16 protein-coding genes, 1 rRNA gene and 1 riboswitch (1 of these 18 cut by a window edge) are annotated in these 21934 nt (G+C 63.4%); of the genes, 9 read left to right on the forward strand and 8 right to left on the reverse strand.

Features of this window, described 5'->3' with window-relative positions:
* Nucleotides 1–1037 (reverse strand): 16S ribosomal RNA (locus CVM73_RS13320) (it extends 452 nt beyond the left edge of the window).
* Nucleotides 1038–2029: 992 nt separating this feature from the next.
* Between CVM73_RS13320 and CVM73_RS13325 the strand changes: the two genes are divergently transcribed.
* The 3 genes from CVM73_RS13325 to CVM73_RS13335 all read left to right on the forward strand — a co-directional run bounded on the left by CVM73_RS13325 (nucleotide 2030) and on the right by CVM73_RS13335 (nucleotide 6361).
* Nucleotides 2030–4093 carry a M23 family metallopeptidase gene (locus CVM73_RS13325; protein ID WP_100232436.1) on the forward strand — a complete coding sequence of 688 codons (2064 nt, stop codon included), beginning with the start codon at nucleotides 2030–2032 and terminating at the stop codon, nucleotides 4091–4093.
* Between the two features lie 135 nt (nucleotides 4094–4228).
* The gene (locus CVM73_RS13330; RefSeq protein ID WP_100232437.1) at nucleotides 4229–4591 is read left to right on the forward strand and encodes an SPW repeat protein; all 363 of its coding nucleotides are present in this window, start codon (nucleotides 4229–4231) and stop codon (nucleotides 4589–4591) included.
* Between the two features lie 150 nt (nucleotides 4592–4741).
* Nucleotides 4742–6361, forward strand: coding sequence for an NHL repeat-containing protein (locus CVM73_RS13335; RefSeq protein ID WP_100232438.1), 1620 nt, complete (start codon nucleotides 4742–4744; stop codon nucleotides 6359–6361).
* A gap of 98 nt (nucleotides 6362–6459) precedes the next feature.
* Here CVM73_RS13335 and CVM73_RS13340 read toward each other — a convergent pair whose 3' ends face one another.
* From CVM73_RS13340 to CVM73_RS13350, 3 genes are all read right to left on the reverse strand, one after another.
* Entirely contained in the window at nucleotides 6460–6828 is a 369-nt protein-coding gene (locus tag CVM73_RS13340) for an RNA-binding protein (protein WP_100232439.1), read from the reverse strand.
* A gap of 102 nt (nucleotides 6829–6930) precedes the next feature.
* Nucleotides 6931–8727 (reverse strand): phage tail tip lysozyme, encoded by a 1797-nt coding sequence (locus CVM73_RS13345; RefSeq protein ID WP_100232440.1) that lies wholly within the window; start codon nucleotides 8725–8727, stop codon nucleotides 6931–6933.
* 42 nt (nucleotides 8728–8769) lie between these two features.
* Nucleotides 8770–10293 (reverse strand): hypothetical protein, encoded by a 1524-nt coding sequence (locus tag CVM73_RS13350; protein WP_146006593.1) that lies wholly within the window; start codon nucleotides 10291–10293, stop codon nucleotides 8770–8772.
* Between the two features lie 336 nt (nucleotides 10294–10629).
* Here CVM73_RS13350 and CVM73_RS13355 point away from each other — a divergent pair, with 336 nt between their 5' ends.
* Nucleotides 10630–10893 carry a hypothetical protein gene (locus CVM73_RS13355; RefSeq protein ID WP_100232442.1) on the forward strand — a complete coding sequence of 88 codons (264 nt, stop codon included), beginning with the start codon at nucleotides 10630–10632 and terminating at the stop codon, nucleotides 10891–10893.
* A gap of 87 nt (nucleotides 10894–10980) precedes the next feature.
* On the opposite strand, the gene clpB is transcribed toward CVM73_RS13355, so the two are convergent.
* Nucleotides 10981–13632: an ATP-dependent chaperone ClpB gene (gene clpB / locus CVM73_RS13360; RefSeq protein ID WP_100232443.1), complete on the reverse strand. Its 2652-nt coding sequence runs from the start codon at nucleotides 13630–13632 to the stop codon at nucleotides 10981–10983.
* Nucleotides 13633–13873: 241 nt separating this feature from the next.
* Here clpB and CVM73_RS13365 point away from each other — a divergent pair, with 241 nt between their 5' ends.
* Nucleotides 13874–14662, forward strand: a complete 789-nt coding sequence (locus CVM73_RS13365; RefSeq protein WP_100232444.1) for an MOSC domain-containing protein — start codon at nucleotides 13874–13876, stop codon at nucleotides 14660–14662.
* Between the two features lie 168 nt (nucleotides 14663–14830).
* Here CVM73_RS13365 and CVM73_RS13370 read toward each other — a convergent pair whose 3' ends face one another.
* Entirely contained in the window at nucleotides 14831–15490 is a 660-nt protein-coding gene (locus tag CVM73_RS13370; protein WP_100232445.1) for a TIGR02594 family protein, read from the reverse strand.
* A 214-nt stretch (nucleotides 15491–15704) separates the two neighbouring features.
* Here CVM73_RS13370 and CVM73_RS13375 point away from each other — a divergent pair, with 214 nt between their 5' ends.
* Nucleotides 15705–16568 (forward strand): alpha/beta fold hydrolase, encoded by an 864-nt coding sequence (locus tag CVM73_RS13375; RefSeq protein ID WP_100232446.1) that lies wholly within the window; start codon nucleotides 15705–15707, stop codon nucleotides 16566–16568.
* 173 nt (nucleotides 16569–16741) lie between these two features.
* Here CVM73_RS13375 and metW read toward each other — a convergent pair whose 3' ends face one another.
* Complete coding sequence (gene metW, locus CVM73_RS13380) at nucleotides 16742–17404, reverse strand: methionine biosynthesis protein MetW (RefSeq protein WP_100232447.1); 663 nt, start codon at nucleotides 17402–17404, stop codon at nucleotides 16742–16744.
* A 2-nt stretch (nucleotides 17405–17406) separates the two neighbouring features.
* Complete coding sequence (gene metX, locus CVM73_RS13385; protein ID WP_100232448.1) at nucleotides 17407–18609, reverse strand: homoserine O-acetyltransferase MetX; 1203 nt, start codon at nucleotides 18607–18609, stop codon at nucleotides 17407–17409.
* Between the two features lie 94 nt (nucleotides 18610–18703).
* Nucleotides 18704–18783, reverse strand: a riboswitch (SAM riboswitch).
* 218 nt (nucleotides 18784–19001) lie between these two features.
* Between metX and CVM73_RS13390 the strand changes: the two genes are divergently transcribed.
* From CVM73_RS13390 to CVM73_RS13400, 3 genes are read left to right on the forward strand one after another with little or no spacing between them, the layout of a single operon-like run.
* The gene (locus tag CVM73_RS13390) at nucleotides 19002–19850 is read left to right on the forward strand and encodes a chorismate mutase (protein ID WP_100232449.1); all 849 of its coding nucleotides are present in this window, start codon (nucleotides 19002–19004) and stop codon (nucleotides 19848–19850) included.
* 33 nt (nucleotides 19851–19883) lie between these two features.
* Nucleotides 19884–20981 (forward strand): histidinol-phosphate transaminase, encoded by a 1098-nt coding sequence (gene hisC, locus CVM73_RS13395; RefSeq protein ID WP_100232450.1) that lies wholly within the window; start codon nucleotides 19884–19886, stop codon nucleotides 20979–20981.
* Nucleotides 20978–21913, forward strand: coding sequence for a prephenate/arogenate dehydrogenase family protein (locus tag CVM73_RS13400; protein ID WP_100232451.1), 936 nt, complete (start codon nucleotides 20978–20980; stop codon nucleotides 21911–21913). Before hisC ends, CVM73_RS13400 begins: the two co-directional genes overlap by 4 nt.
* Nucleotides 21914–21934 lie beyond the last annotated feature (21 nt).

Genomic DNA, 21934 nt, shown 5'->3' on the forward strand with positions numbered 1-21934 from the left:
AACCCAACATCTCACGACACGAGCTGACGACAGCCATGCAGCACCTGTGCTCCAGGCTCCGAAGAGAAGGTCACATCTCTGCGACCGGTCCTGGACATGTCAAGGGCTGGTAAGGTTCTGCGCGTTGCGTCGAATTAAACCACATGCTCCACCGCTTGTGCGGGCCCCCGTCAATTCCTTTGAGTTTTAATCTTGCGACCGTACTCCCCAGGCGGAATGCTTAAAGCGTTAGCTGCGCCACTAGTGAGTAAACCCACTAACGGCTGGCATTCATCGTTTACGGCGTGGACTACCAGGGTATCTAATCCTGTTTGCTCCCCACGCTTTCGTGCCTCAGCGTCAGTACCGGGCCAGTGAGCCGCCTTCGCCACTGGTGTTCTTGCGAATATCTACGAATTTCACCTCTACACTCGCAGTTCCACTCACCTCTCCCGGACTCAAGATCTTCAGTATCAAAGGCAGTTCTGGAGTTGAGCTCCAGGATTTCACCCCTGACTTAAAGACCCGCCTACGCACCCTTTACGCCCAGTGATTCCGAGCAACGCTAGCCCCCTTCGTATTACCGCGGCTGCTGGCACGAAGTTAGCCGGGGCTTATTCTTGCGGTACCGTCATTATCTTCCCGCACAAAAGAGCTTTACAACCCTAGGGCCTTCATCACTCACGCGGCATGGCTGGATCAGGGTTGCCCCCATTGTCCAATATTCCCCACTGCTGCCTCCCGTAGGAGTTTGGGCCGTGTCTCAGTCCCAATGTGGCTGATCATCCTCTCAGACCAGCTACTGATCGTCGCCTTGGTGAGCCATTACCTCACCAACTAGCTAATCAGACGCGGGCCGATCTTTCGGCGATAAATCTTTCCCCGTAAGGGCTTATCCGGTATTAGCACAAGTTTCCCTGTGTTGTTCCGAACCAAAAGGTACGTTCCCACGCGTTACTCACCCGTCTGCCGCTGACGTATTGCTACGCCCGCTCGACTTGCATGTGTTAAGCCTGCCGCCAGCGTTCGCTCTGAGCCAGGATCAAACTCTCAAGTTGGACTTGAACTTTGAACCGGCTGATCACAACGTTTGACGAGGTCCCACCATTTTTCCGACGACCGAAGCCGCCGAGCTGCCTGCGATTCACATCGCTGGCAACGATGGTGTTTCCTTTAAAACGTGTACCGCCGAAGTCTTTCGTCCGGTCTCGATCAGAAAAGCCGAGGCTTTTCAGAAGCGAGACCCGCAAGGACTCCGCCGTCCACGTTTCTCTTTCTTCATCTTCACTTGTCAAACAGCCCGGAACCGGAGAGGTCCCAACCTTCCAAGGTGGAAGGGTTCCGACACCCTTACCGACGATGAATGACTCCAACCGACTGGCGTCGATTGTTGTGTCACTCAACGAGTTGAGGAGCATCAGTGGCGCGTTCGCTCGCCTTGGTCAGTGACCCGGCGGCGCCGCGCTCAGTGGTTGGGGTTATAGGCCCCACCTTCCGGGCTGTCAACGCCCATCGTCAACAAATCGTCGCACAGTGGATCATCGGAAAAAAATACGCGTTTACAGGAGGTTAGAGTGGCACGGAGCGCGCGAACCGAGCTTGCCCGAGGAAAAAACTGAAAAAAAGTTTGAGGCCCGGAGGGCTCCGGAGGGGCTCCTGAGGCGGCTTGCGGCGCCCTGCCGGGGACGCCCCTCGCGCCGCCCCCTTCAGGAAGTTTTTTCCATATTTGGCGCCGTACTTGAGCCACAATCCCGCGGCGTTCTGATAAGAGACGAGCTTGAATCGCGGGAATGCCTGTGGGGGCTGCCGGCGATTTTCATGGGTCAGTGGAAGGCGATCTTGCAAATGACGCGACCTTCCTTCGGCATTCGAAAGACATCGAGAGAGCTTTACCCGTCCAGCTGTTCGTAATTTCCGCCGGCCCTGTTCCAGGGCTTTCTGAGCGCGGACAGCCGTACGGCTTGCCTTTTCCGGCGATCCCCCTTCAAGAGGGGACCAGAGACAAGGTTCGAAGCGGGCTTTCTTGGGTCGTTGAGTTGGGGGACTTGGGTTGAACCACAGGACGTCACGCGGCACTTACGGGCGTGAGACCGGGATCATCGATCTCGGCCACGAGCCGCCGCTGTCCGTCGATGGTTCGGAAGCCGCCGTGATCGACCGCCGCCGCGTCTCGGTGCAATGGTTCAGCGGAACAATCTTGACCGGACTCTGCGGCGCAGCCCTGATCGGCGGCGCCGTTTTCGCATCGCTCGACGGCGAAATGACCTTCGCCAAGGTGCCGGAGCGGGTCGAAGGCGCGCTGCGTGGTGCATTCGGCGCCGCCGATCGCGCCGCCACGCTGCACAAGAGCGACCGCCTGCCGCCGCCGAGCGAATCCACGGCCTCGCGCAACGTCATGCGCGTTTCGACGGTCGCCCGCGTCGGCAACCGTGACGTGATGCGGGTGCGTCCGTTCGTCCGGATCGCAGGCAATTTGTCGATGACGACGAGCGATTTGTCGGCGAAGATCCCGCCATTCAACGCCCAGCGCCTGCTCACCGACGTCGGTTCCGATCCGAAGACGGCGTCCGACGATCCCAACAATCCCGAGGCGGTGGAGCCCGACGCGGAAGTGTCCTTCGTCACCAAGGACCTGTCGCCGGTGCTGCCGAAGGCCAAGATTTCCGCGGTGGTGGCGCTCGACGACATCCTGATGCGGGTCCGCGATGCCGCCAACTGGCGCGGCAATGGCGGCGTGCGCTACGCCTCGCTCGCCAATGCCGCAGCCGACGTCTCCGGCGCGACCGGCCCGTCCGACATCAAGATGGCCTACGCCACCGAAGCGTCCTCGTCCGATCCCTATGCCGGTTTCGAGACGCGCGTGGTGCCGGAAAACGTCACGCTGCTGCCCAAGACCAAGGAGCAGATCACCGGCGGCAATCCCAACGGCGAACGCGTCCACATGGTCAAGAAGGGCGACAGCGTCGCCTCGGTGCTGCGCGATCTCGGCGCGAGCGCCGACGAGATCAAGGCGATCACCGCAACGCTCGGGCCGCGCGGCCGCGACGGCGGCCTCAAGGAAGGCGAGAAGCTCCGCATCCTGATGGCGCCCGCGAGCCCCGGCGCCCGCCTGCAACCCTACCGCGTCGTCGTCGCCAACGACACCATGGTGGAAGCGATCGCGGCACTGTCCGACCTCGGCAAATACGTCGCGGTCGACGTCTCCAGCATGAACACCGTCGCCGACACCGCGGCGAGCGCCAGCAGCGACGACGACGATGATGACGACGGCTCCGGCGTGCGGCTCTACCAGAGCATCTACGAGACCGCGATGCGCAACAAGGTGCCGATGCCGGTCATCGAGGACATGATCAAGATCTACTCCTACGACGTCGATTTCCAGCGCAAGGTGCAGCCCGGAGATTCCTTCGACGTGTTCTACGCCGGCGAGGACGAGGGCGTGACGTCGAGCGAGAAGAACGAGGTGCTGTTCGCCTCGCTCACCGTCGGCGGCGAGACCAAGAAATACTATCGCTACCAGAGCCCCGACGACGGCCTCGTCGACTACTACGACGAGACCGGCAAGAGCGCGAAGAAGTTCCTGGTCAGAAAGCCCGTCAACAACGCCATCATGCGCTCCGGCTTCGGCGGCCGCCGCCACCCGATCCTGGGCTACGTGAAGATGCATACCGGCGTCGACTGGTCCACCGCCTACGGCACGCCGATCTTCGCCTCCGGCAACGGCGTGATCGAGAAGGCCGGCCCCGAGGGCGGCTACGGCAAGTACATCCGCATCAAGCACGCCAACGGCTACGAGACCGCCTACGGCCACATGTCGGCCTTCGCCAAGGGCATGGAGGTCGGCAAGAAGGTGCGGCAGGGCCAGGTGATCGGCTTCGTCGGCTCCTCCGGCCTGTCGACCGGCCCCCACGTCCATTACGAAATCCTAGTCAACGGCCGCTTCGTCGACCCGATGCGCGTGAAGCTGCCGCGCGGCCGTTCGCTGGAGGGCCCGATGCTGGCAAGCTTCGAGAAGGAGCGCGACCGACTCGACGGCATGATGAGCGGCCGTGGCGGCGCCATCGCCCGCATGTCGGATGCGACCGGCGGCCCGCTGCAGGTCACCAACCGGTAAATCGGTCGGGGCCGAGCTTGTGGCGCGGCTGGGCGCGCCTCCTCCCTTCATCAATTTCGGTGGAACCGCAGGGAACACGCTGGGGAGTGGCCCGGTTGTAGTTGCGTGAGGGGGCGGAGTTCACGGAGGAATGTCATGGACACCTGGACGAACGCAAAATGGTGCGACGTCGCGAACCTGATCCTCGGCGCATTCCTGTTCTTCTCGCCCTGGATTTTCGGTTTCGATGCCGGACCGGCCTCTCAGAACGCGTATGTCGCGGGCATCGTGATTGCGATCCTGGCCATCGCGGCACTCGCAGCCTTCGCGGTGTGGGAGGAGTGGCTCAACCTGATCGTCGGCCTGTGGACGCTCATTGCGCCTTGGGTGCTCGGGTTCCAGGGCGCCAAGACGGCAATGACCGTTCACGTCGCGGTCGGCATTCTGGTCGCCCTGCTTGCTGCGGTTGAGATCTGGATGATGTCCCAGAACCCGCCGCGGCTGACGACGAGCCGGTAGCAGGCAAAGCCCCGCCCGCACCAATCGGGCGCGAGCCATCATATCGACGAGGTGCCGCAAGGCACGCCACCTTGCCGGCACAACGCCAAGTTTTGTTTGCCAAAGCCGCATGACGGGCAAATACTTTCCAAAAGATCGGGAGGTCACGTCATGGGCACCAGGCTCGCCTGCGCAGCCGCCGTCGCTGCGATTTTCGCCGTCACGAGCGCATCGGCAGAAACCTGGGAGGTGACGCGACTGGTCCCCGGCTCGGCATTCCATGGTGTGCACGGGCTTGGTCTCGACAAGGCCGGCCATCTGTTTGCCGGCAGCGTGGCGGGCGCGGCGCTCTATGAGGTCGACCTCGCGGCTGGTACCGCCAAGGTTGCAATCCCGGCTCCGGTCGGGATGGCGGACGACATCGCGTTTGCGCCCGACGGCACCATGGCCTGGACCGGATTCCTCGCCGGCGACCTCTATGCGCGCAAGGGCGACGGCCCGATCAAGAAGCTTGCGAGCGGCCTTCCCGGCATCAACTCGCTCGCCTTCCGCAAGGACGGCAGGCTCTACGCCACCACCGTCTTCCTCGGCGATGCGCTCTATGAGATCGATGTCGAGGGCGTCAAACCGCCCCGCCAGATCATGGAGAAGATGGGTGGCCTCAACGGCTTCGAGTTCGGTCCCGACGACAAGCTCTATGGTCCGCTCTGGTTCAAGGGCCAGGTCGCCAGGGTCGACGTTGACAAGGCCGAGCTGACCGTCGTCGCCGACGGCTTCAAGGTCCCGGCCGCCGTGAACTTCGATTCCAAGGGCAATCTCTTTGTGGTCGACACCGCGCTCGGCCAGCTCGTCCGGGTCGATCCCATCTCGGGCACCAAGACCATGGTTGCGCAACTGAAGCCATCCCTGGACAATCTCGCCATCGACGACAAGGACCGCATCTACGTCTCCAACATGGCCGACAACGGCATCCAGGAGGTCGACCCCGCGACGGGCCAGGCCAAGCAGATCATCATCGGCAAGCTTGCGCTGCCCGGCGGCATCGGCGTCACCTCGGAGAACGGCAAGGACACGATCCACGTCGCCGACGTGTTCGCCTATCGCACGGTGGACGGGGCGACCGGCGAGGTCACCGAGAAGGCGCGCATGCACGCCGCCGGCGTCACGCTCGAATATCCGATGAGCGCGACGGCGAAGGGCAACGACGTGGTCCTGTCGAGCTGGTTCACCGGCACCGTGCAGGTGATCGACGGCAAGACCGGCGCGACGCGTGACATGCTGCACGACTTCAAGGCGCCGCATGACGCGGTCGTGCTCGCGGACGGCAGCATCCTGGTGGCCGAGCTCGGCACCAAGTCACTGATCAAGGTGAGCGGTGAGCATGGCAAGGATCGCACCACGCTGACCGGCGCCCTCGAGGGACCGATGGGACTCGTCCGCGGGGCCGGCGACGAGGTCTACGTCACCGAGGCCTTTGCCGGTCTCGTCTCCAGGATCGACAGCAATGGCGAAAAGACCGTGGTCGCCAAGGAGCTGCAAATGCCGGAAGGCATCGCGCGAGGCCGCGACGGCCAGTTAATCGTGGCGGAGGTCGGCGCCAAGCGGCTGATCGAGATCGCACCGGAGAGCGGCAAGATCACCGAGATCGCCGCCAATCTCCCGATCGGCCTCACGGGTGCACCGGGCGGCCTGCCGACGCATATTCCGACGGGCGTCGCGGTCGGGGCAACGGGCGCGATTTACTTCAGCTCGGACGTCGAGAATGCGATCTACAAGGTGGTGAGGAAGTAGGGGTGCGAGTCGCGTCCAAATATCAGCACTTCCAAGTGTCCGCTCGATGGCACACTCCGCAAGCAATGGCAGAACTCGCTGCGGCTCTGACCAAACTGCTATTTCCTTTTCCAGGCACAAATCCTTGCGCGAGCGTTGGACCAGCAGGCGCCGCGTCTCTTCAATTCGCCGAGCCCCTCATGGGCCCGATCCTCGGCTGCGGCACCATTCCAGAACCCGCGGGCCTTTCCCGTCTCGGCATCAAGCGCCACATATGCGAAGTGCTTCGACCGTGCTTGGTCGCTGACACCCACCGTGAAACTTCCTCCTGCCTGCACGTCGATTTCGCACATGCCCTTGAGGTAGGTGCGCCCTTTCACCACAACTAGGCACCTGCCGTCAGCCGCACTCGCCGACAGCGGAGCAATCATCGCCGACAGCAGCGCTGTCGCGACCAGCAATATCCTGATGTCCCTGACCCAATGCATTTCACCGCTCGCCCTCGAACGCAGCGAGCCTATTCCACAGTGATGTGAAAATCGACACCTCTGGGCCACTACCCGTGCATTGCCATCTCTGTCGAGCAGCAATCACGCCAGAACGGCAAAATGGATATGATTTCCATGCTGGTTCAACGTTGACTCGTTGAAATTGTGTTTCGCTCCCTGATCGAAATTGAACTTGTTGCGATCGGCTTCATGGAGAATCGCGGCGTCGAAGATCAACTCGTCGATTCCGAGCTGGACAACCTGATCCGCCGTCGCGATCAGAGGCAGCAAGCCTCCTGCAATCTCTTCGTTGCCAATGTCGACGGCCCGCCCCTCGGTATGGTGGCTGCCTGTGCCGGATCGAACGAGGGAACTGATGCGAATGACCGGCACAAGCTGGGATATTTTCAGCACCAGCGCCTGCAATTTAGGCGATACCTTGGTGCCGGTGTTGAGCCCGAGCAATTCATTCTTGAGCGTTGCAGAATCGAAGATGATCCTGCCAGCATTGATTTGCTGTTGCAGCGTTTGAGCATCGGTTCCCAGCGTTCCGATGCCTTTGAAGGCGCTCAGTGCCCGCTGCGCCCAAGTCTGGCGCTTCTCTAGAGCTGGGATGCCGGGCCGCTCGTAAACCCTCATGAAGAGTTCGGTCGCGGCGTTGATCTCCGTCGTTGCCTGAAGGCGCGCCACGACTCCCCTTTCCGAAGTATTCGTCATCTCGTGCTTCATGAAGCTGTAATTGGCCTTGTCCGACTGTGGATCGAGTTGATTGTCTCTGCAAAAGTTCTCGTAATTGACACGCCGGTCGGCGGTCCACTGGCACCAGCCAATGCCGCCCCGTCCGGAGATTGGATGACGCTCCTGAAACAGCGTGAAGCCGCCGCATTCCTGGCCGATATTGCCCAGGATGGCTGCTGCTTGAAAATCCTTGAATCCGAAGTCTGCCATCAGCGCCCGCATGATAATGGGCGCCTTCTCGACGAAAGTCGCGCCGGCACCTCCAAGTTCGGGCACGCTCGTAACAGGAACAGCCTCGGGGATGAACCGCTTGATGTCGTCGAACGCCTGCTTCAATGCCTTGTCGAGTATATCCCCCACCCCGGTAACGACCTCGTTCAACGTTTTTGGACTGCTTTGCGACCCGAAGAAGCGGGTGCGTGCGTTGTGCACGAAGGAAATCTGATCGTCAGTCAGAGGACCATGCAGAAACTTCGTTACCGGTTCGGTCCGATTCTCGAGCGTTACCATGGCATCTCGCAACGCAAGCGCAGCTTCCGGACTGTCCGTAAGATAAGCAAAGAAGACATCCAGGAATTGCGGCACAAACGGATCGTTCGATCCCTCCGGTGTGCGAATTTTGCTCAGTTTCGCAGTATCGTCGTGCATACGATACGCGGCCGCATCGATCTGCCGAATAGGATCCTGCCGGTCCACCTCAGTCGCGTGCCTGACCAACGCGCCACCGTTTGCAACGAAAGCGGCCCATTCCTTGCGCGAGACTTGCAGTGGACCGACGCCGTCCGAACCCGGGATGATCGGTTGTGCGTTACCGATCCCCGTTTCGATGATTGCCCGGGCGACCAAAAAATCTGCCAAAACCGGCCAGGGCTTGATCGCAGCATCGTCGTTGAAGCGCAACTCTGTGGTGACACACGCATGCACGAAAGACTCGCGCGGCACCTGCCGGCGGGGCTCGCCAGCCTGGTCCTGACAGTCCGCCGCCAGCACGAAGCCCTTCTGGCTAGGTAATGGGCCGAAATCGACCTTGAGCCACAGCCGATCCGCGGTCTCGATTCCTTCGCCAATGTCCTCGCCTTCAAACAGCGTTCCGTTGCTGGCCGCCGTGTCGGACGCAGAAGCCCGCAACTCTGTCTCTGCTGCCTTTATCCTGTATAGCATGCCGCTCTCCGCGAATCTGGATATATGCCGCTCGGATCGGGGTCACTTCCTCTTCAACAGCTGCGCTAAATCCGGCGTCCATTGATCTGACATCGAAGCAGGAAGCTGAATCATGTCTTTCGCAAGGGTGGTGTCTTGCAGCATCGCCCCTCGCACAAGCTTGATCCTTGTACGCACGAGAGGCAGCGTCGCTCCAGCCGGCAAATCCTCAAGGCCCGTGATTGCGATGCTGTTCAACCGTGGGATAATCGTCTCATCGAGAGTCTTCCGAGTGGCGGCATCGTTGCCGTCCCCGAACCTTCCCCGCTCATAGAAATTCAAAGCCTTGGTGCGCGGGCATTCCGCAGATTTGCGCAAGACGTCACGCTCGTTGACGTCGAGCAGACCATCCTTTCTGACGAGATTGTTGTCGGACGCCTGCACCATATTGGTGCTTTCGAAGATCAGAATGTGCGCCTTCGTTGTCTCTCCGACTTTCCCTACCTCCGATGTCGGGACACAGAGCGCGTTCTGAAGCTGCCGGACGACCGAGATTGGATACTCCTTGACCGAGTAGTCCGCGAACATCTTGTCGGCATCCTTGAGAGCTTCGCCGACCGACCTTCCGCCCTTTCCCTTGTCAGCAGCGTCCGCCGACCGCACCAGCGTGTTGGCCCTGATGACATCTCCGATCCGCAGCGATCCGGCCGATCCCAGCGCCGCCACAGGGGCTATCGCTGTCTTCGGCAGATTCGCCTTGCACGTGTCGGAATTGTTCGCTCTCGGATCGACAGTAATCAAATCGCAGATGTAGTTCATGAGGCCGGCAAGCTGGAAGAAGAACTTCCGCTGCGGGATCGGTTCGAGTCCACGCGCCCTGAGTGCCGCCATCTCGGCGATCCAGGCCGGCATATTGTCGTTCCCGCGCGCATAGACGTCATAGAGCGACTGAACGTCGGTGACCGTGACGCGATAGGACAAATCCCTGTTGTCGATGGCAGGCGTCGTAAGCCAGACTTGCACCTCGAGCTCCACCGTATCCCGGTAGAGCGCGCCCACGACACGGCCGTACTTGATGGCGTCCTTTCCGATCTGCAGCAGCGCGTCGAGCAAATCGATGAGATTGATGGGGTTGACCGCGCTTCCTGTGGCCACGGTCACCAACCGCTTCGCGTCCTCGATAGGCAGCGCGATCATCGCGAGATCGAACAAGCCCGTGGAATAATCGACCATCGCGCTGTCGTAATAGAAGCAGGGGTCGTGCTCGGCGCCTTCGACTGCAAGCGGGTTTTCGTTGAAGGCGCAGAGATAGATCGGCATGAATCGCTTCGTCAGCGCACCAATGCGAATGGCAAGCAACTGCCGGTCCGATTCGTTCTTGGCCGACACTGAAGCGAGCCTCGCCAGCGAGACCTGCATCGCAAACGCGCGCAGCGCGCGCATCGACTTTGAGTCTGCCTTCAACCAGTGCTTGTCGAGGACATAGTCGATGTAGCCGCCTCGATTGGTCGTCTCCATCTCGTAGATGGCACAACCATTGTTGAGCAGCAAAGCAACGCTTAAAAAAGCAACCAATAAAATACGCACCACAGGCCCCCCTGCTGGTTCTCAAGCTTGCGCAGCCACGGCGGGTTGTTCAAGATCAATTTGACAGCCTCTGGTCCAATTCGGAGTGCGTGTACCATTTTGACAACACGGCCTCAGCGTGTCGCCTGGCGATCGCCCTGCAGTTGTACTTGCTTCCGCCATCGCAATCTGAGCCCAAGGGCTCGCCAGCGCCGCGGCGAAAGGGACAGTAGCGCTGTCACGCATCCCGTGCGGTCGCATCGCGTATTGACCGTCGTTCAGAGGGAACTGTTCGCCGGGTTTCTCGATTGACCGGACCGATGAATATTCCGAACCACGAAGCGCAGGAGGAGAACCATGCGACGCCTCTCACGAGATGACGTCACGAAGGTGCTCTCCGGAGCAGACGACGTCACGATTGCCAAGATCATCGGCACCGGCGCGACAGTTGACGAACTTGCCGAAGCCCAGGCCTGGCTCGCCAATGACGAGCCCATGATCAACGATCTGCGGCCGCTGGCGCAAGGCCGCGTGCGTGAGCTCGTGGACATCCTTTCTGAGCTCGATGAAGACGACGACGAGCAAGGCGATCCTGGCTCCGCATCGCACTCGGTTGGTTAGCTTGCGAGCCAGCCGACAAAACAAAACGCCCCGAAGAGGGTGATCTCTCCGGGGCGGCTTGTCGTTTCCGGCGGCAAGCGCCGACCCTCAGTTCAACTTCCGCTTCGCCACCGGCGCCTCGAACTGGGCGATCTCCGCGGTCTGAGGCGCCTTGCCGTTGAAGGTCAGCACGTTGCCTTCGGACGAGATCGCAACCGTGTCGCCGTCCCTGACGTCGCCGGCCAGGATCATCTCGGCGAGCGGATCCTGGAGGTAGCGCTGGATCACCCGCTTCAAGGGCCGTGCGCCGTAGGCGGGATCCCAGCCCTTGGCCGCGAGCCAGTCGCGACCGGCGGCATCGAGGCTCAGCACGATCTTGCGATCGGTCAGGAGCTTCTGGAGCCGCGCGAACTGGATCTCGACGATCCGGCCCATCTCGCTCTTCTGCAGGCGGTGGAACAGGATGATCTCGTCGACGCGGTTGAGGAATTCGGGGCGGAAGTGGCCCCGCACCATTCCCATCACCTGCTCGCGCACGGCCGAGGTGTCCTCGCCCTCCGGCTGGTTCACCAGGAATTCCGAGCCGAGGTTCGAGGTCATGATGATCAGCGTGTTGCGGAAGTCGACGGTACGGCCCTGGCCATCGGTCAGGCGGCCGTCGTCGAGCACCTGCAAGAGGACGTTGAAGACGTCGGGATGCGCCTTCTCGATCTCGTCGAACAGCACGACCTGGTAGGGCCGGCGCCGCACCGCCTCGGTAAGCGCGCCGCCCTCGTCATAGCCGACATAGCCCGGAGGCGCGCCGATCAGCCGCGAGACCGAGTGCTTCTCCATGTATTCGGACATATCGAGGCGGACCATCGCGGTCTCGTCGTTGAACAGGTACTCGGCGAGAGCCTTGGTCAGCTCGGTCTTGCCGACGCCGGTCGGCCCTAAGAACATGAACGAGCCTGTGGGGCGGTTCGGGTCCTGCAGGCCTGCGCGCGAGCGGCGCACGGCGGTTGCGACCGCGCGCACCGCCTCGGCCTGGCCGACGACGCGCTTGCCGAGCTGCTCCTCCATCTTCAGGAGCTTCTCCTTCTCGCCTTCCAGCATCTTGTCGACGGGCACGCCGGTCCAGCGCGAGACCACCTGCGCGATGTGGTTGGCGGTGACCGCCTCCTCCATCATCTCGCCGGCGTTCTGCGTTGTGTTATCCTTGGCCTCGATGTCGGCGAGCTTCTTCTCGAGCTCCGGGATCCGGCCATAGGCCAGCTCGCCGGCCTTCTGGAATTCGCCGCGCCGCTGCGCGTTGGCGAGCTCGACACGCAGGCCGTCGAGCTCGGCCTTCAGCTTCTGGGCATCCGAGAGCTTGCTCTTCTCCGCGCTCCAGCGCGCCGTCAGCGCCGCCGACTTCTCCTCGAGCTCGGCAAGATCCTTCTCCAGCGTCTGGAGCCTGGACTTGGAGCCGACATCGCTTTCCTTCTTGAGCGCCTCCTGCTCGATCTTGAGCCGGATGATCTCGCGGTCGAGCGAATCCAGCTCTTCCGGCTTGGAATCGACCTGCATCTTCAGCCGCGCCGCGGCCTCGTCCATCAGGTCGATCGCCTTGTCGGGCAGGAAGCGGTCGGTGATGTAGCGGTTGGAGAGCGTCGCGGAGGCCACGAGCGCAGAATCGGTGATCCGCACGCCGTGATGCTGCTCGTACTTGTCCTTCAGGCCACGCAGGATCGAGATGGTGTCCTCGACCGAGGGCTCGCTGACGAAGATCGGCTGGAAGCGCCGCGCCAGCGCGGCGTCCTTCTCGACGTGCTTCTGATACTCGTCGAGCGTGGTCGCGCCGATGCAGTGCAGCTCGCCGCGGGCGAGCGCCGGCTTGAGCAGGTTGGAGGCGTCCATCGCGCCGTCGCCCTTGCCGGCGCCGATCAGCGTGTGCATCTCGTCGATGAACAGGATGAAGGTGCCCTCGCTTCCGGTGACCTCCTGGAGCACGGCCTTCAGCCGCTCCTCGAACTCGCCGCGGTATTTTGCGCCGGCGATCAGCGCACCGAGGTCAAGCGCGAGCAGCTTCTTGTCCTTCAGGCTCTCCGGCACGTCGCCATTGACGATGCGCAGCGCGAGCCCTTCCGCGATGGCGGTCTTGCCGACGCCGGGCTCGCCGATCAGGACGGGATTGTTCTTGGTCCGGCGCGACAGCACCTGGATGGTGCGGCGGATCTCCTCGTCGCGGCCGATGACCGGGTCAAGCTTGCCGTCGCGCGCCGCCTGGGTCAGGTCGCGGGCATATTTCTTCAGCGCGTCATAGGCGTTCTCGGCCGTCGCGGAATCCGCGGTGCGGCCCTTGCGCAGCGCCTCGATGGCCGCGTTGAGGTTTTGCGGCGTGACGCCGCCTTTGTTGAGGATCGTGCCGGCCTCGCTGGTCTTCTCCAGCGCAAGCCCGAGCAGCAGCCGCTCGACGGTGACAAAGCTGTCGCCGGCCTTCTCGCCGGCCTTTTCGGCCGCGTCGAAAGTCCGGGCGAGCTCAGGCGCGAGATAGATCTGCCCGGCACCGCCGCCGGAGACCTTCGGCACCTTGTTCAGGGCGTCCTCGGTCGCTTTGAGAATTGCACGGGAATGACCGCCGGCACGGTCGATCAGACCGGCGGCGAGCCCCTCATTGTCGTCCAGGAGGACTTTCAGGACGTGCAGGGTGGAAAACTGCTGGTGCCCCTCGCGCATCGCGAGCGACTGCGCCGACTGGATGAAGCCCCTGGAGCGTTCGGTATACTTCTCGATATTCATCTTTTCTGTCCCTCGGCCTGCCCTTGGGGCCCTCTCAGGCACCCCAATACGGCATCTTCATTGGGTTTCCGCTTACCGCATTGAGGTTTCTCAAGCGGCAAACGGCCGTCTTTTGCCGACGTTGCCGCCGGCCTCAGGCAGATGTGGGAAGCGGGTTACGGATGCGAAAGAGGCGACTTCACAATTTCGTGCGCACATGGGCGGGCTTGGCGGGGGCGGGCCGAATCCCTTAAGTAGCGGCATGACAGCCAGCCACACCGCCGAGATCACCGGCCTCTACCGCTACCCGATCAAGGGCCTGACGCCGGACCGCCTGTCGCGCGTCCCTTTGCGGGTCGGCCAGACCCTGCCGCCCGACCGCCGCTATGCCATCGAGAACGGCCCGAGCGGGTTCGACCCTGATGCGCCCGAATGGAAGCCGAAAATCCAGTTTCTGATGCTGGCGCGCAATGAGCGGCTGGCGGAGCTCGACAGCCGGTTCGACGACGCCACCAATGTGTTGACGATCCGCAAGGACGGCCAAATCGTCGCCAGCGGCGATCTCGAGACCGCTGCCGGGCGCGCCGCCATCGAGGCCTATTTCAGCGAGAACTTTCAGCCCGAGCTGAAGGGCCCGCCAAAGGTTCTGTCCGGCCGCGACCACAGCTTCTCCGACGTCGCCCGCAAGGTCGTCTCGATCATCAACATCAACAGCGTCCGCGCCATCGAGACCATGCTCGGCGGCGTCGCCGTCCATCCTCTCCGCTTTCGCGCCAATCTTTACGCCAAGGGCTGGCCGGCCTGGTCGGAGCTCGATCTCGTCGGCCAGACGCTCGCGATCGGTCAGGCTCGCCTGAAGGTGGTCAAGCGCATCGTCCGCTGCCCGGCCACCAATGTCGATCCGGAAACCGCCAAGCGCGATCTCGAAATCCCGCCCACGCTCTCGCGCCACCTCGGCCACATGGACTGCGGCATCTACGCCGAGGTGGTCGCCGACGGTGACGTCGGCATTGGCGATGCCGTGGCGGTGGAAGAGCCGAAGCTGGTCTGAGCTGGCACCGCTGCCGTAGGGTGGGTTAGCCACGCGGTTGCGCGAAGCGCAGACCGTGAGGCGTAACCCACCACTTCTGTCACCGCGGAGACCGAAGAGGCGGGTTACGCCAGCGGACCGCGCTGCGCGCGACCGCTAGCTAACCCACCCTACGCCACCTTCACTCCGTCAATTCGGCATCACATACGCATAGATCTTCCCGCGCGAGACCGGCGCCTCGCGAACGCGGTTGCCGTTGTTACCGGAGATCATGATCGGATTGCCCTGCGCATCGATGCCGGTGATGATGCCGACATGGCCGCCGCGGCGGCCGCGCGACATCACCGCGATGGCGCCGACCTGCGGACCCGAGACACGCGTGCCGTAGCGCGCGAACGAGCTCGCCATGTCCGAGCCGGTGCCACGATGGCCGGAGTGCTCGAGCACCATGTTCATGAAGCGCGCACACCACAGGCTGCCGCGCCCGGTCGGATTGCCGCCGAGATAGCGGCGGGCCTCGGACACGAGGCCCGATCCGCCACCGACGCCGCCGCTCGCAGCCATGCTGTCATGGCCCATGCCGCCGCTGTCGGCGTTCGGATTGTAGCTGGCCTGCGTCTCGGCGAAGCCGCTCGCCTGCAATTGCGCCGCGCTGCGCTCGAAGCGCGAGCTGCGTGCATGATGGCGGTGGTGGTGATGCCTGGCATGGTGCACGTAAGCGTGCCGCTCCGCGCTATGACGATGATGTGGCCGGGCCGAGGCCGGAGAAACGAACGCGGCGACCGCCGCGAAGAAAAACGCCAGCGCGACAACACAACGCGACAGGCGGTACGCAAACAACTCAACCATTCTTCATCCTTCGTTACACCCCACTTCCCGTCGGCCCGGTGCGGTGGCCGACATCCGCCGGGCCGTAAAGCTTCCGGATGTGGCGAGAAAAAGACGCCACGCCTGCGAATGGCTGCGATGATTTTGTATCGGGACTGGCCTGATGCTGCCGCATTGCGGACAACTGCGTTAACTGCAATCCTGCAAACGCGGCTTGAACAGAGGGAAACGGTTAATGCCCCACGCCACGACCAGGGACGACGTTCGCATCTACTTCGAAGAGGCGGGCCAGGGAACGCCGATACTTTTTCTGCACGAGTTCGCGGCCGACTACACCAATTGGGAGCCGCAGATGCGCTACTTCTCGCGCGGCCATCGCTGCATCACCTATTCGGCGCGCGGCTACACGCCGTCGGACGTGCCTGACGGCGAGGTCTACACCTACACGCACTTCTACACCGATGCGCTTGCGGTGCTCGATCATCTCGGCATCGAGCGCGCACATCTCGTCGGGCTGTCGATGGGCGCGTATTCCTCGCTTCAGATCGGGCTCAACGCGCCGCAGCGCGCGCTGTCGATGACGCTCGCCGGCGTCGGCTCCGGCTCGGAGATCGAAAATCTCGAGAATTGGCGCAAGCAGTGCCGCGCCAATGCCGAGCAGTTCGAGACATCAGGCTCCGTCGAAGTCGCGAAGGTCACGCGCGAGGCGCCGAGCCGGATTCCCTTCCTGGTGAAAGATCCGCGCGGTCATGCCGATTTCTACGCTGCACTGGCGCGGCACGATGCCAGGGGTTCGGCGAACACGATGCGCGGTTTCCAGGGCGGCCGTCCCTCGATCTACACCATGACGGATGCGATCCGGAACGTGGCGACGCCGGCGCTGATCATCTGCGGCGACGAGGACGATCCCTGCGTCGGACCGAGCCTGTTCCTGAAGAAGCATCTGCCCGCCGCGGGGCTCGCGATGTTTCCGAAGTCGGGCCACGTGCTCAACCTGGAAGAGCCCGCGCTGTTCAACGAGAGCGTGGAGCGGTTCGTGACACTGGTGGAAGCGGGACGCTGGCCGGTGCGCGATCCGCGGTCGCTGGCGGTGAGTTAGGCTGAGCTCTCGCACCAAGCTCCGCTGTCATTCCCCGCGAAAGCGGGGAATCCAGTACGCCGCGGCCTATCGTTTAATTACTCCCGTCTCGGCGTACTGGATCGCCCGGTCAAGCCGGACGATGACAGTTGAGCGTGTCGATGGGGCTCGCTCAACTCTCGAATGACGAGAAACTACTTCCCCCCGCCCCGGCTCAGCAAGAACACCGCCTGCTCGCCGAACATGTTCCACACCCACCACGGCAGGTTCAGCGGCACCGGGCGGCCGTAGAGATCGAGCGCGACCGAGCGCTCCATCTTGACGTTGATCTCGTCGCAGAGCTGCACGAAGTCCTTGATGGTGCAGAAATGGATGTTGGCGGTGTCGTACCAGGTCGCCGGCAGATTCTCCGTGCGCGGCATGTGGCCGCCGATCAGGAGCTGGAGCCGCATCTTCCAGAACCCGAAATTCGGGAACGACACGATGGCCCGGCGGCCGATGCGCAGCAGGTTCTCCAGCACGAGCTTCGGCTGCCGCGTCGCCTGCAGCGTCTGCGACAGGATCACGTAGTCGAAGGCGTCGTCGGGATAGTTGACGAGATCGGTATCGGCATCGCCCTGCACCACCGCAAGGCCCTTGGCGACGCAGCGGTTGACACCCTCGCGCGACAATTCGATGCCGCGGCCGTCGATGCCGCGAGTCTCCAAGAGCTGAAGCAGATCACCCTCGCCGCAGCCGACGTCGAGCACCTTCGAACCCGGCTTGACCATCTCGGCGACCAGCAGATGGTCGGCGCGAAACTGACCGGACCGCGCGGTCGCAACGCCGTTCAAGGGCAGCACTTCCTGGACAGACATCGCTAGCGGTCCTTGAGGGTGAGCCCGCGGGCCTTGCCTGCCGATTGCAGGAAGGCGCGGGAGATGTCGAAGAATTCGGGCACGTCGAGCAGGAAGGCGTCGTGACCGCGATCGGTCTCGATCTCGGCGAACGACACCCGGGCGCTCGAGGCGTTCAGCGCGTGCACCAGCGCGCGCGATTCCGAGGTCGGGAACAGCCAGTCGCTGGTGAAGGAGACCACGCAGAAGCGGGTCTGGATGCCGGCGAACGCCTTCGCCAGCACGCCGCCATGATCGGCGGCGATGTCGAAATAATCCATCGCGCGGGTCAGGTAGAGATAGGCGTTGGCGTCGAAGCGCTCGACGAAGGACGAGCCCTGGTAGCGCAGATAGGATTCGACCTGGAAGTCGGCGTCGAACGAGAAGGTCGGCAGCTCGCGGTCCTGCATGCGCCGTCCGAACTTGCGATGCAGCGCCGCGTCCGAGAGATAGGTGATGTGCGCCGCCATCCGCGCCACCGCGAGGCCGCGATGCGGATGGATGCCGCGGTCGGCATAGCCGCCGCCGTGCCAGTCGGGGTCGGCCATGACGGCCTGGCGGCCGAGCTCGTGGAAGGCGATGTTCTGCGCCGAGTGCCGCGTCGCGCAGGCGATCGCCAGCGCGGAGTAGACGCGGGCAGGATAGGCCGCGGTCCATTGCAGCACCTGCATGCCGCCCATCGAGCCGCCGACGACGGCAAACAGCGTGTCGATGCCGAGCCGGTCGATCAGCATCGCCTGCGCGCGGACCATGTCGGGGATGGTGATGACAGGGAAATCCAGGCCCCAGACCTTGCCGGTGGCGGGATTGATCGACGCCGGCCCGGTCGAGCCCATGCAGCCGCCGATCACGTTGGAGCAGATGATGAAGTAGTGCTTGGGATCGATGGGTCGGCCGGGGCCGACCAGCGTCTCCCACCAGCCGGGCTTGCCGGTGACGGGATGCACATTGGCGACATGCTGGTCGCCGGTCAGCGCATGGCAGATCAGCACGGCGTTGGAGCGATCGGCGTTGAGCTCGCCATAGGTCTGGTAGGCGATCTGGAACGGGGAGAGATCGACGCCGCAATCGAGCCGCAGCGGCTGCTCGGTGCCGAAATGCGCGACCTGCGAGCTTGGATGATCCACCTCGTGCGACCGTTCGTCGGCGCTGATCGCAGGACTCGGTATCGACTTGACGCTACCCATCTCTGACATCGACCTCGTTTGCGACTGGCTGCTAGACCGCGCCGCTGACATCAGGCCATGAAAAACCCGGCCTGAACGATAGGTTCGGCCGGGATCGGAAGCGTCCCCGGCCTGTTTAGCGAGTTTTTTAACGTGGCTGCAAGCCGGCCGGCTCAAATGACCACGGAACGGGCAAAAGCTACCGTCTGGGGCGGTTTTCGTCAAGTCGCGGCCCGGATCGAGCCAATTCGCCTCTCGCGCCGCCCGCCGAAAGGGCCGTCATTTCTCTTTGCTTTCGCCGCCCCGACTGCCTAATCAGGACATTGATCGCAGCGGTGACGGCCTTACGAATTATGCCGATCCGCACCGGAACGTCCTTCAACAGCCCAAGCTCTTCAACAATCAAGTCAGACATGACCCAACGTCCGCCCGCGCCACCATCGCTCCAGGAACTGCGCAAGGAGATCGACGCGATCGACGAGGGCATGCATCGCCTCTTGATGCAGCGCGGCGACATCATCGACCGCCTGATCCAGGTGAAGCAGACCCAGGAGGTCGGCTCGGCATTTCGGCCTGCGCGCGAGGCCGACATGATGCGCCACCTCGTGCAGCGTCATCGCGGCATCCTGCCGCTCGACACGGTCGAGAGCATCTGGCGCGTCATCATCTCGACGTTCACTTATGTGCAGGCGCCGTTCTCCGTGCATGCCGACATCTCGGTGAGCGAGCCGGCGATGCGCGATTCCGCGCGCTTCCATTTCGGCTTCACCGTGCCTTACGTCGCGCATTTCAGCGCGCAGGCTGCGGTCGAGGCGGTGGCGAAATCCAAGGGCGACCTGGCGCTGGTCTCGGCGACCTCCAGCCGCACACCGTGGTGGCTGGAGCTGGAGGCGGAAGGCGCACCGAAGATCATCGCGCGGCTGCCTTTCGTCGAACGCGCCGATCATCCGGCGGCGTTGCCGGTGTTCGCGGTCTCGCGCGTCGCCGACAGCGCCCTGGTGACGGAGGTCGAGACCTTCAGCGTGCGCGTCTCCGGGTGGAACGCCGAGGTCGCGCGCGCCCTGTCGCCGCTCGCCGAGATCGTGGCGGTGCCCGACACCGCCTTCGACGGCGCGGCGCTGCTGGTCTCGGTCACCAGCGCGACCAGCATCGACAAAATCAGGGCTGCCCTGATCGAGGCGGGGGCCTCGGTGCGCTCCACGGCCCTCGTCGGCAGCCACGCAACGCGCTATACGGTGCCCCCGACCGGGCCGAAATCGTAAATCGCGAGCAGCCCAGCCTATCCGGAGTCCAAGATGTCCCGCCCCGTGCCGAATCCCGGCATTCTCGATATTGCGCCCTACACCCCCGGCAAGAGCCCGGTGCCGGAGCCGGGCCGCAAGGTATTCAAGCTCTCGGCCAACGAGACGCCGTTCGGGCCCTCGCCCAAGGCGATCGAGGCGTTCAAGCGCGTGGCGGATCATCTGGAGGACTATCCGGAAGGCACCTCGCGGGTGCTGCGCGAGGCGATCGGCCGCTCTTTCGGGCTCGATCCCAACCGCATCATCTGCGGCGCCGGCTCGGACGAGATCCTCAACCTGCTCGCGCACACCTATCTCAGCCACGGCGACGAGGCGATTTCCACCACGCACGGCTTCCTGGTCTACCCGATCGCGACCATGGCGGTCGGCGCCAGGAACGTCGTCGCGCAGGAGACCAATCTCACCGCTGACGTCGACGCCATCCTGAAGGCCGTGACGCCGCAGACAAAGCTGGTCTGGCTCGCCAACCCCAACAACCCGACCGGCACCTATCTGCCGTTCGACGAGGTCAAGCGGCTGCGCGCCGGCCTGCCCTCGCACGTGCTGCTGGTGCTGGATGCCGCCTATTGCGATTACGTCTCGCGCAACGACTACGAGATGGGAATCGAGCTCGTCGCCACCACCGAGAACACGGTGGTGACGCACACCTTCTCCAAGATCCACGGTCTTGCGGCACTGCGTATCGGCTGGATGTTCGGGCCCGAGCACATCATCGACGCGGTCAACCGCATCCGCGGCCCCTTCAACGTGTCGACGCCGGCGATGTACGCCGCGGTCGCCGCGATCGAGGACACCGCGCATCAGGCGATGTCGAAGCAGTTCACCGAGACCTGGCGCAACTGGCTGACCGAGCAGATCGGCAAGCTCGGGCTGAAGGTGACGCCGAGCGTCGCCAATTTCGTGCTGATCCACTTTCCGACCGACAAGGGCAAGACCGCTGATGACGCCGACGCCTTCCTGACCAAGCGGGGCCTCGTGCTGCGCGGCTTAAAGAACTACGGCCTGCCGCATGCGCTACGCATGACCATCGGCACCGAGGAGGCCAACCGCCTCGTGGTCGAAGCCTTGCGCGACTTCATGGGCGGCAAATGAGCGCCGCACCGCACTTCCAGCGCGTCGCGCTGATCGGCTTCGGCCTGATCGGCGGCTCGATCGCGCGTGCTGCGAAGCTCCAGGGCCTGGCTGGCGCGATCGTCACCACCGCGCGCTCGGAACAGACGCGCGCGCGGGTTGCCGAGCTCGGCATCGTCGATCAGGTCGTGGCGAGCAACGCGGAGGCGGTGAAGGATGCCGATCTCGTCATCCTCTGCATTCCCGTCGGCGCCTGCGGACCTGTGGCGCAGGAGATCGCCGCGCACCTGAAGCCGGGCGCGATCATCTCCGACGTCGGCTCGGTCAAGGGCGCGGTGGTCCGGGACATGGCCCCGCATCTGCCGCAGGGCGTTCATTTCGTGCCGGCGCATCCGGTCGCAGGCACCGAGCATTCGGGCCCGGATTCGGGATTTGCCGAGCTCTTCATCAACCGCTGGTGCATCCTTACCCCGCCCGATGGCACCGACGCGGCGGCGACCGAGCGCCTGCGCGGCTTCTGGGCGGCGATGGGCGCCAAGGTCGAGGTGATGACGCCGGATCATCATGATCTCGTGCTCGCGATCACCAGCCATCTGCCGCATCTGATCGCCTACACCATCGTCGGCACCGCCGACGAGCTGGCGCAGGTGACGGAATCCGAGGTGATCAAATTCTCCGCCGGCGGTTTTCGCGATTTCACCCGCATCGCGGCCTCCGACCCGACGATGTGGCGCGACGTCTTCCTCGCCAACAAGGAGGCCGTGCTGGAGATGCTCGGCACTTTCACCGAGGATCTCGCCAAGCTCACCCGCGCGATCCGCCGCGGCGATGGCGATGCGCTGTTCGACCACTTCACCCGCACCCGCGCCATCCGCCGCGGCATCGTCGAGATCGGCCAGGATTCGGCGGTGCCCGATTTCGGCCGGCCGCACGCGGCGCTGAAGAAGCCGTAGCACGCCTGTCATTCCGGGGCG

It is taken from the genome of Bradyrhizobium forestalis (assembly GCF_002795245.1).
Lineage (GTDB): Bacteria > Pseudomonadota > Alphaproteobacteria > Rhizobiales > Xanthobacteraceae > Bradyrhizobium > Bradyrhizobium forestalis.

Coding starts and splice junctions, on each gene's coding strand:
- clpB (WP_100232443.1), bottom strand. CDS start 13,632: ATGAATATCGAGAAGTATACCGAACGCTCCAGGGGCTTCATCCAGTCG.
- metX (WP_100232448.1), bottom strand. CDS start 18,609: ATGGGTAGCGTCAAGTCGATACCGAGTCCTGCGATCAGCGCCGACGAA.
- CVM73_RS13390 (WP_100232449.1), top strand. CDS start 19,002: ATGACCCAACGTCCGCCCGCGCCACCATCGCTCCAGGAACTGCGCAAG.
- CVM73_RS13370 (WP_100232445.1), bottom strand. CDS start 15,490: ATGGTTGAGTTGTTTGCGTACCGCCTGTCGCGTTGTGTTGTCGCGCTG.
- CVM73_RS13340 (WP_100232439.1), bottom strand. CDS start 6,828: ATGCATTGGGTCAGGGACATCAGGATATTGCTGGTCGCGACAGCGCTG.
- hisC (WP_100232450.1), top strand. CDS start 19,884: ATGTCCCGCCCCGTGCCGAATCCCGGCATTCTCGATATTGCGCCCTAC.
- CVM73_RS13375 (WP_100232446.1), top strand. CDS start 15,705: ATGCCCCACGCCACGACCAGGGACGACGTTCGCATCTACTTCGAAGAG.
- CVM73_RS13345 (WP_100232440.1), bottom strand. CDS start 8,727: ATGCTATACAGGATAAAGGCAGCAGAGACAGAGTTGCGGGCTTCTGCG.
- CVM73_RS13400 (WP_100232451.1), top strand. CDS start 20,978: ATGAGCGCCGCACCGCACTTCCAGCGCGTCGCGCTGATCGGCTTCGGC.
- CVM73_RS13355 (WP_100232442.1), top strand. CDS start 10,630: ATGCGACGCCTCTCACGAGATGACGTCACGAAGGTGCTCTCCGGAGCA.
- CVM73_RS13330 (WP_100232437.1), top strand. CDS start 4,229: ATGGACACCTGGACGAACGCAAAATGGTGCGACGTCGCGAACCTGATC.
- CVM73_RS13335 (WP_100232438.1), top strand. CDS start 4,742: ATGGGCACCAGGCTCGCCTGCGCAGCCGCCGTCGCTGCGATTTTCGCC.
- CVM73_RS13365 (WP_100232444.1), top strand. CDS start 13,874: ATGACAGCCAGCCACACCGCCGAGATCACCGGCCTCTACCGCTACCCG.
- metW (WP_100232447.1), bottom strand. CDS start 17,404: ATGTCTGTCCAGGAAGTGCTGCCCTTGAACGGCGTTGCGACCGCGCGG.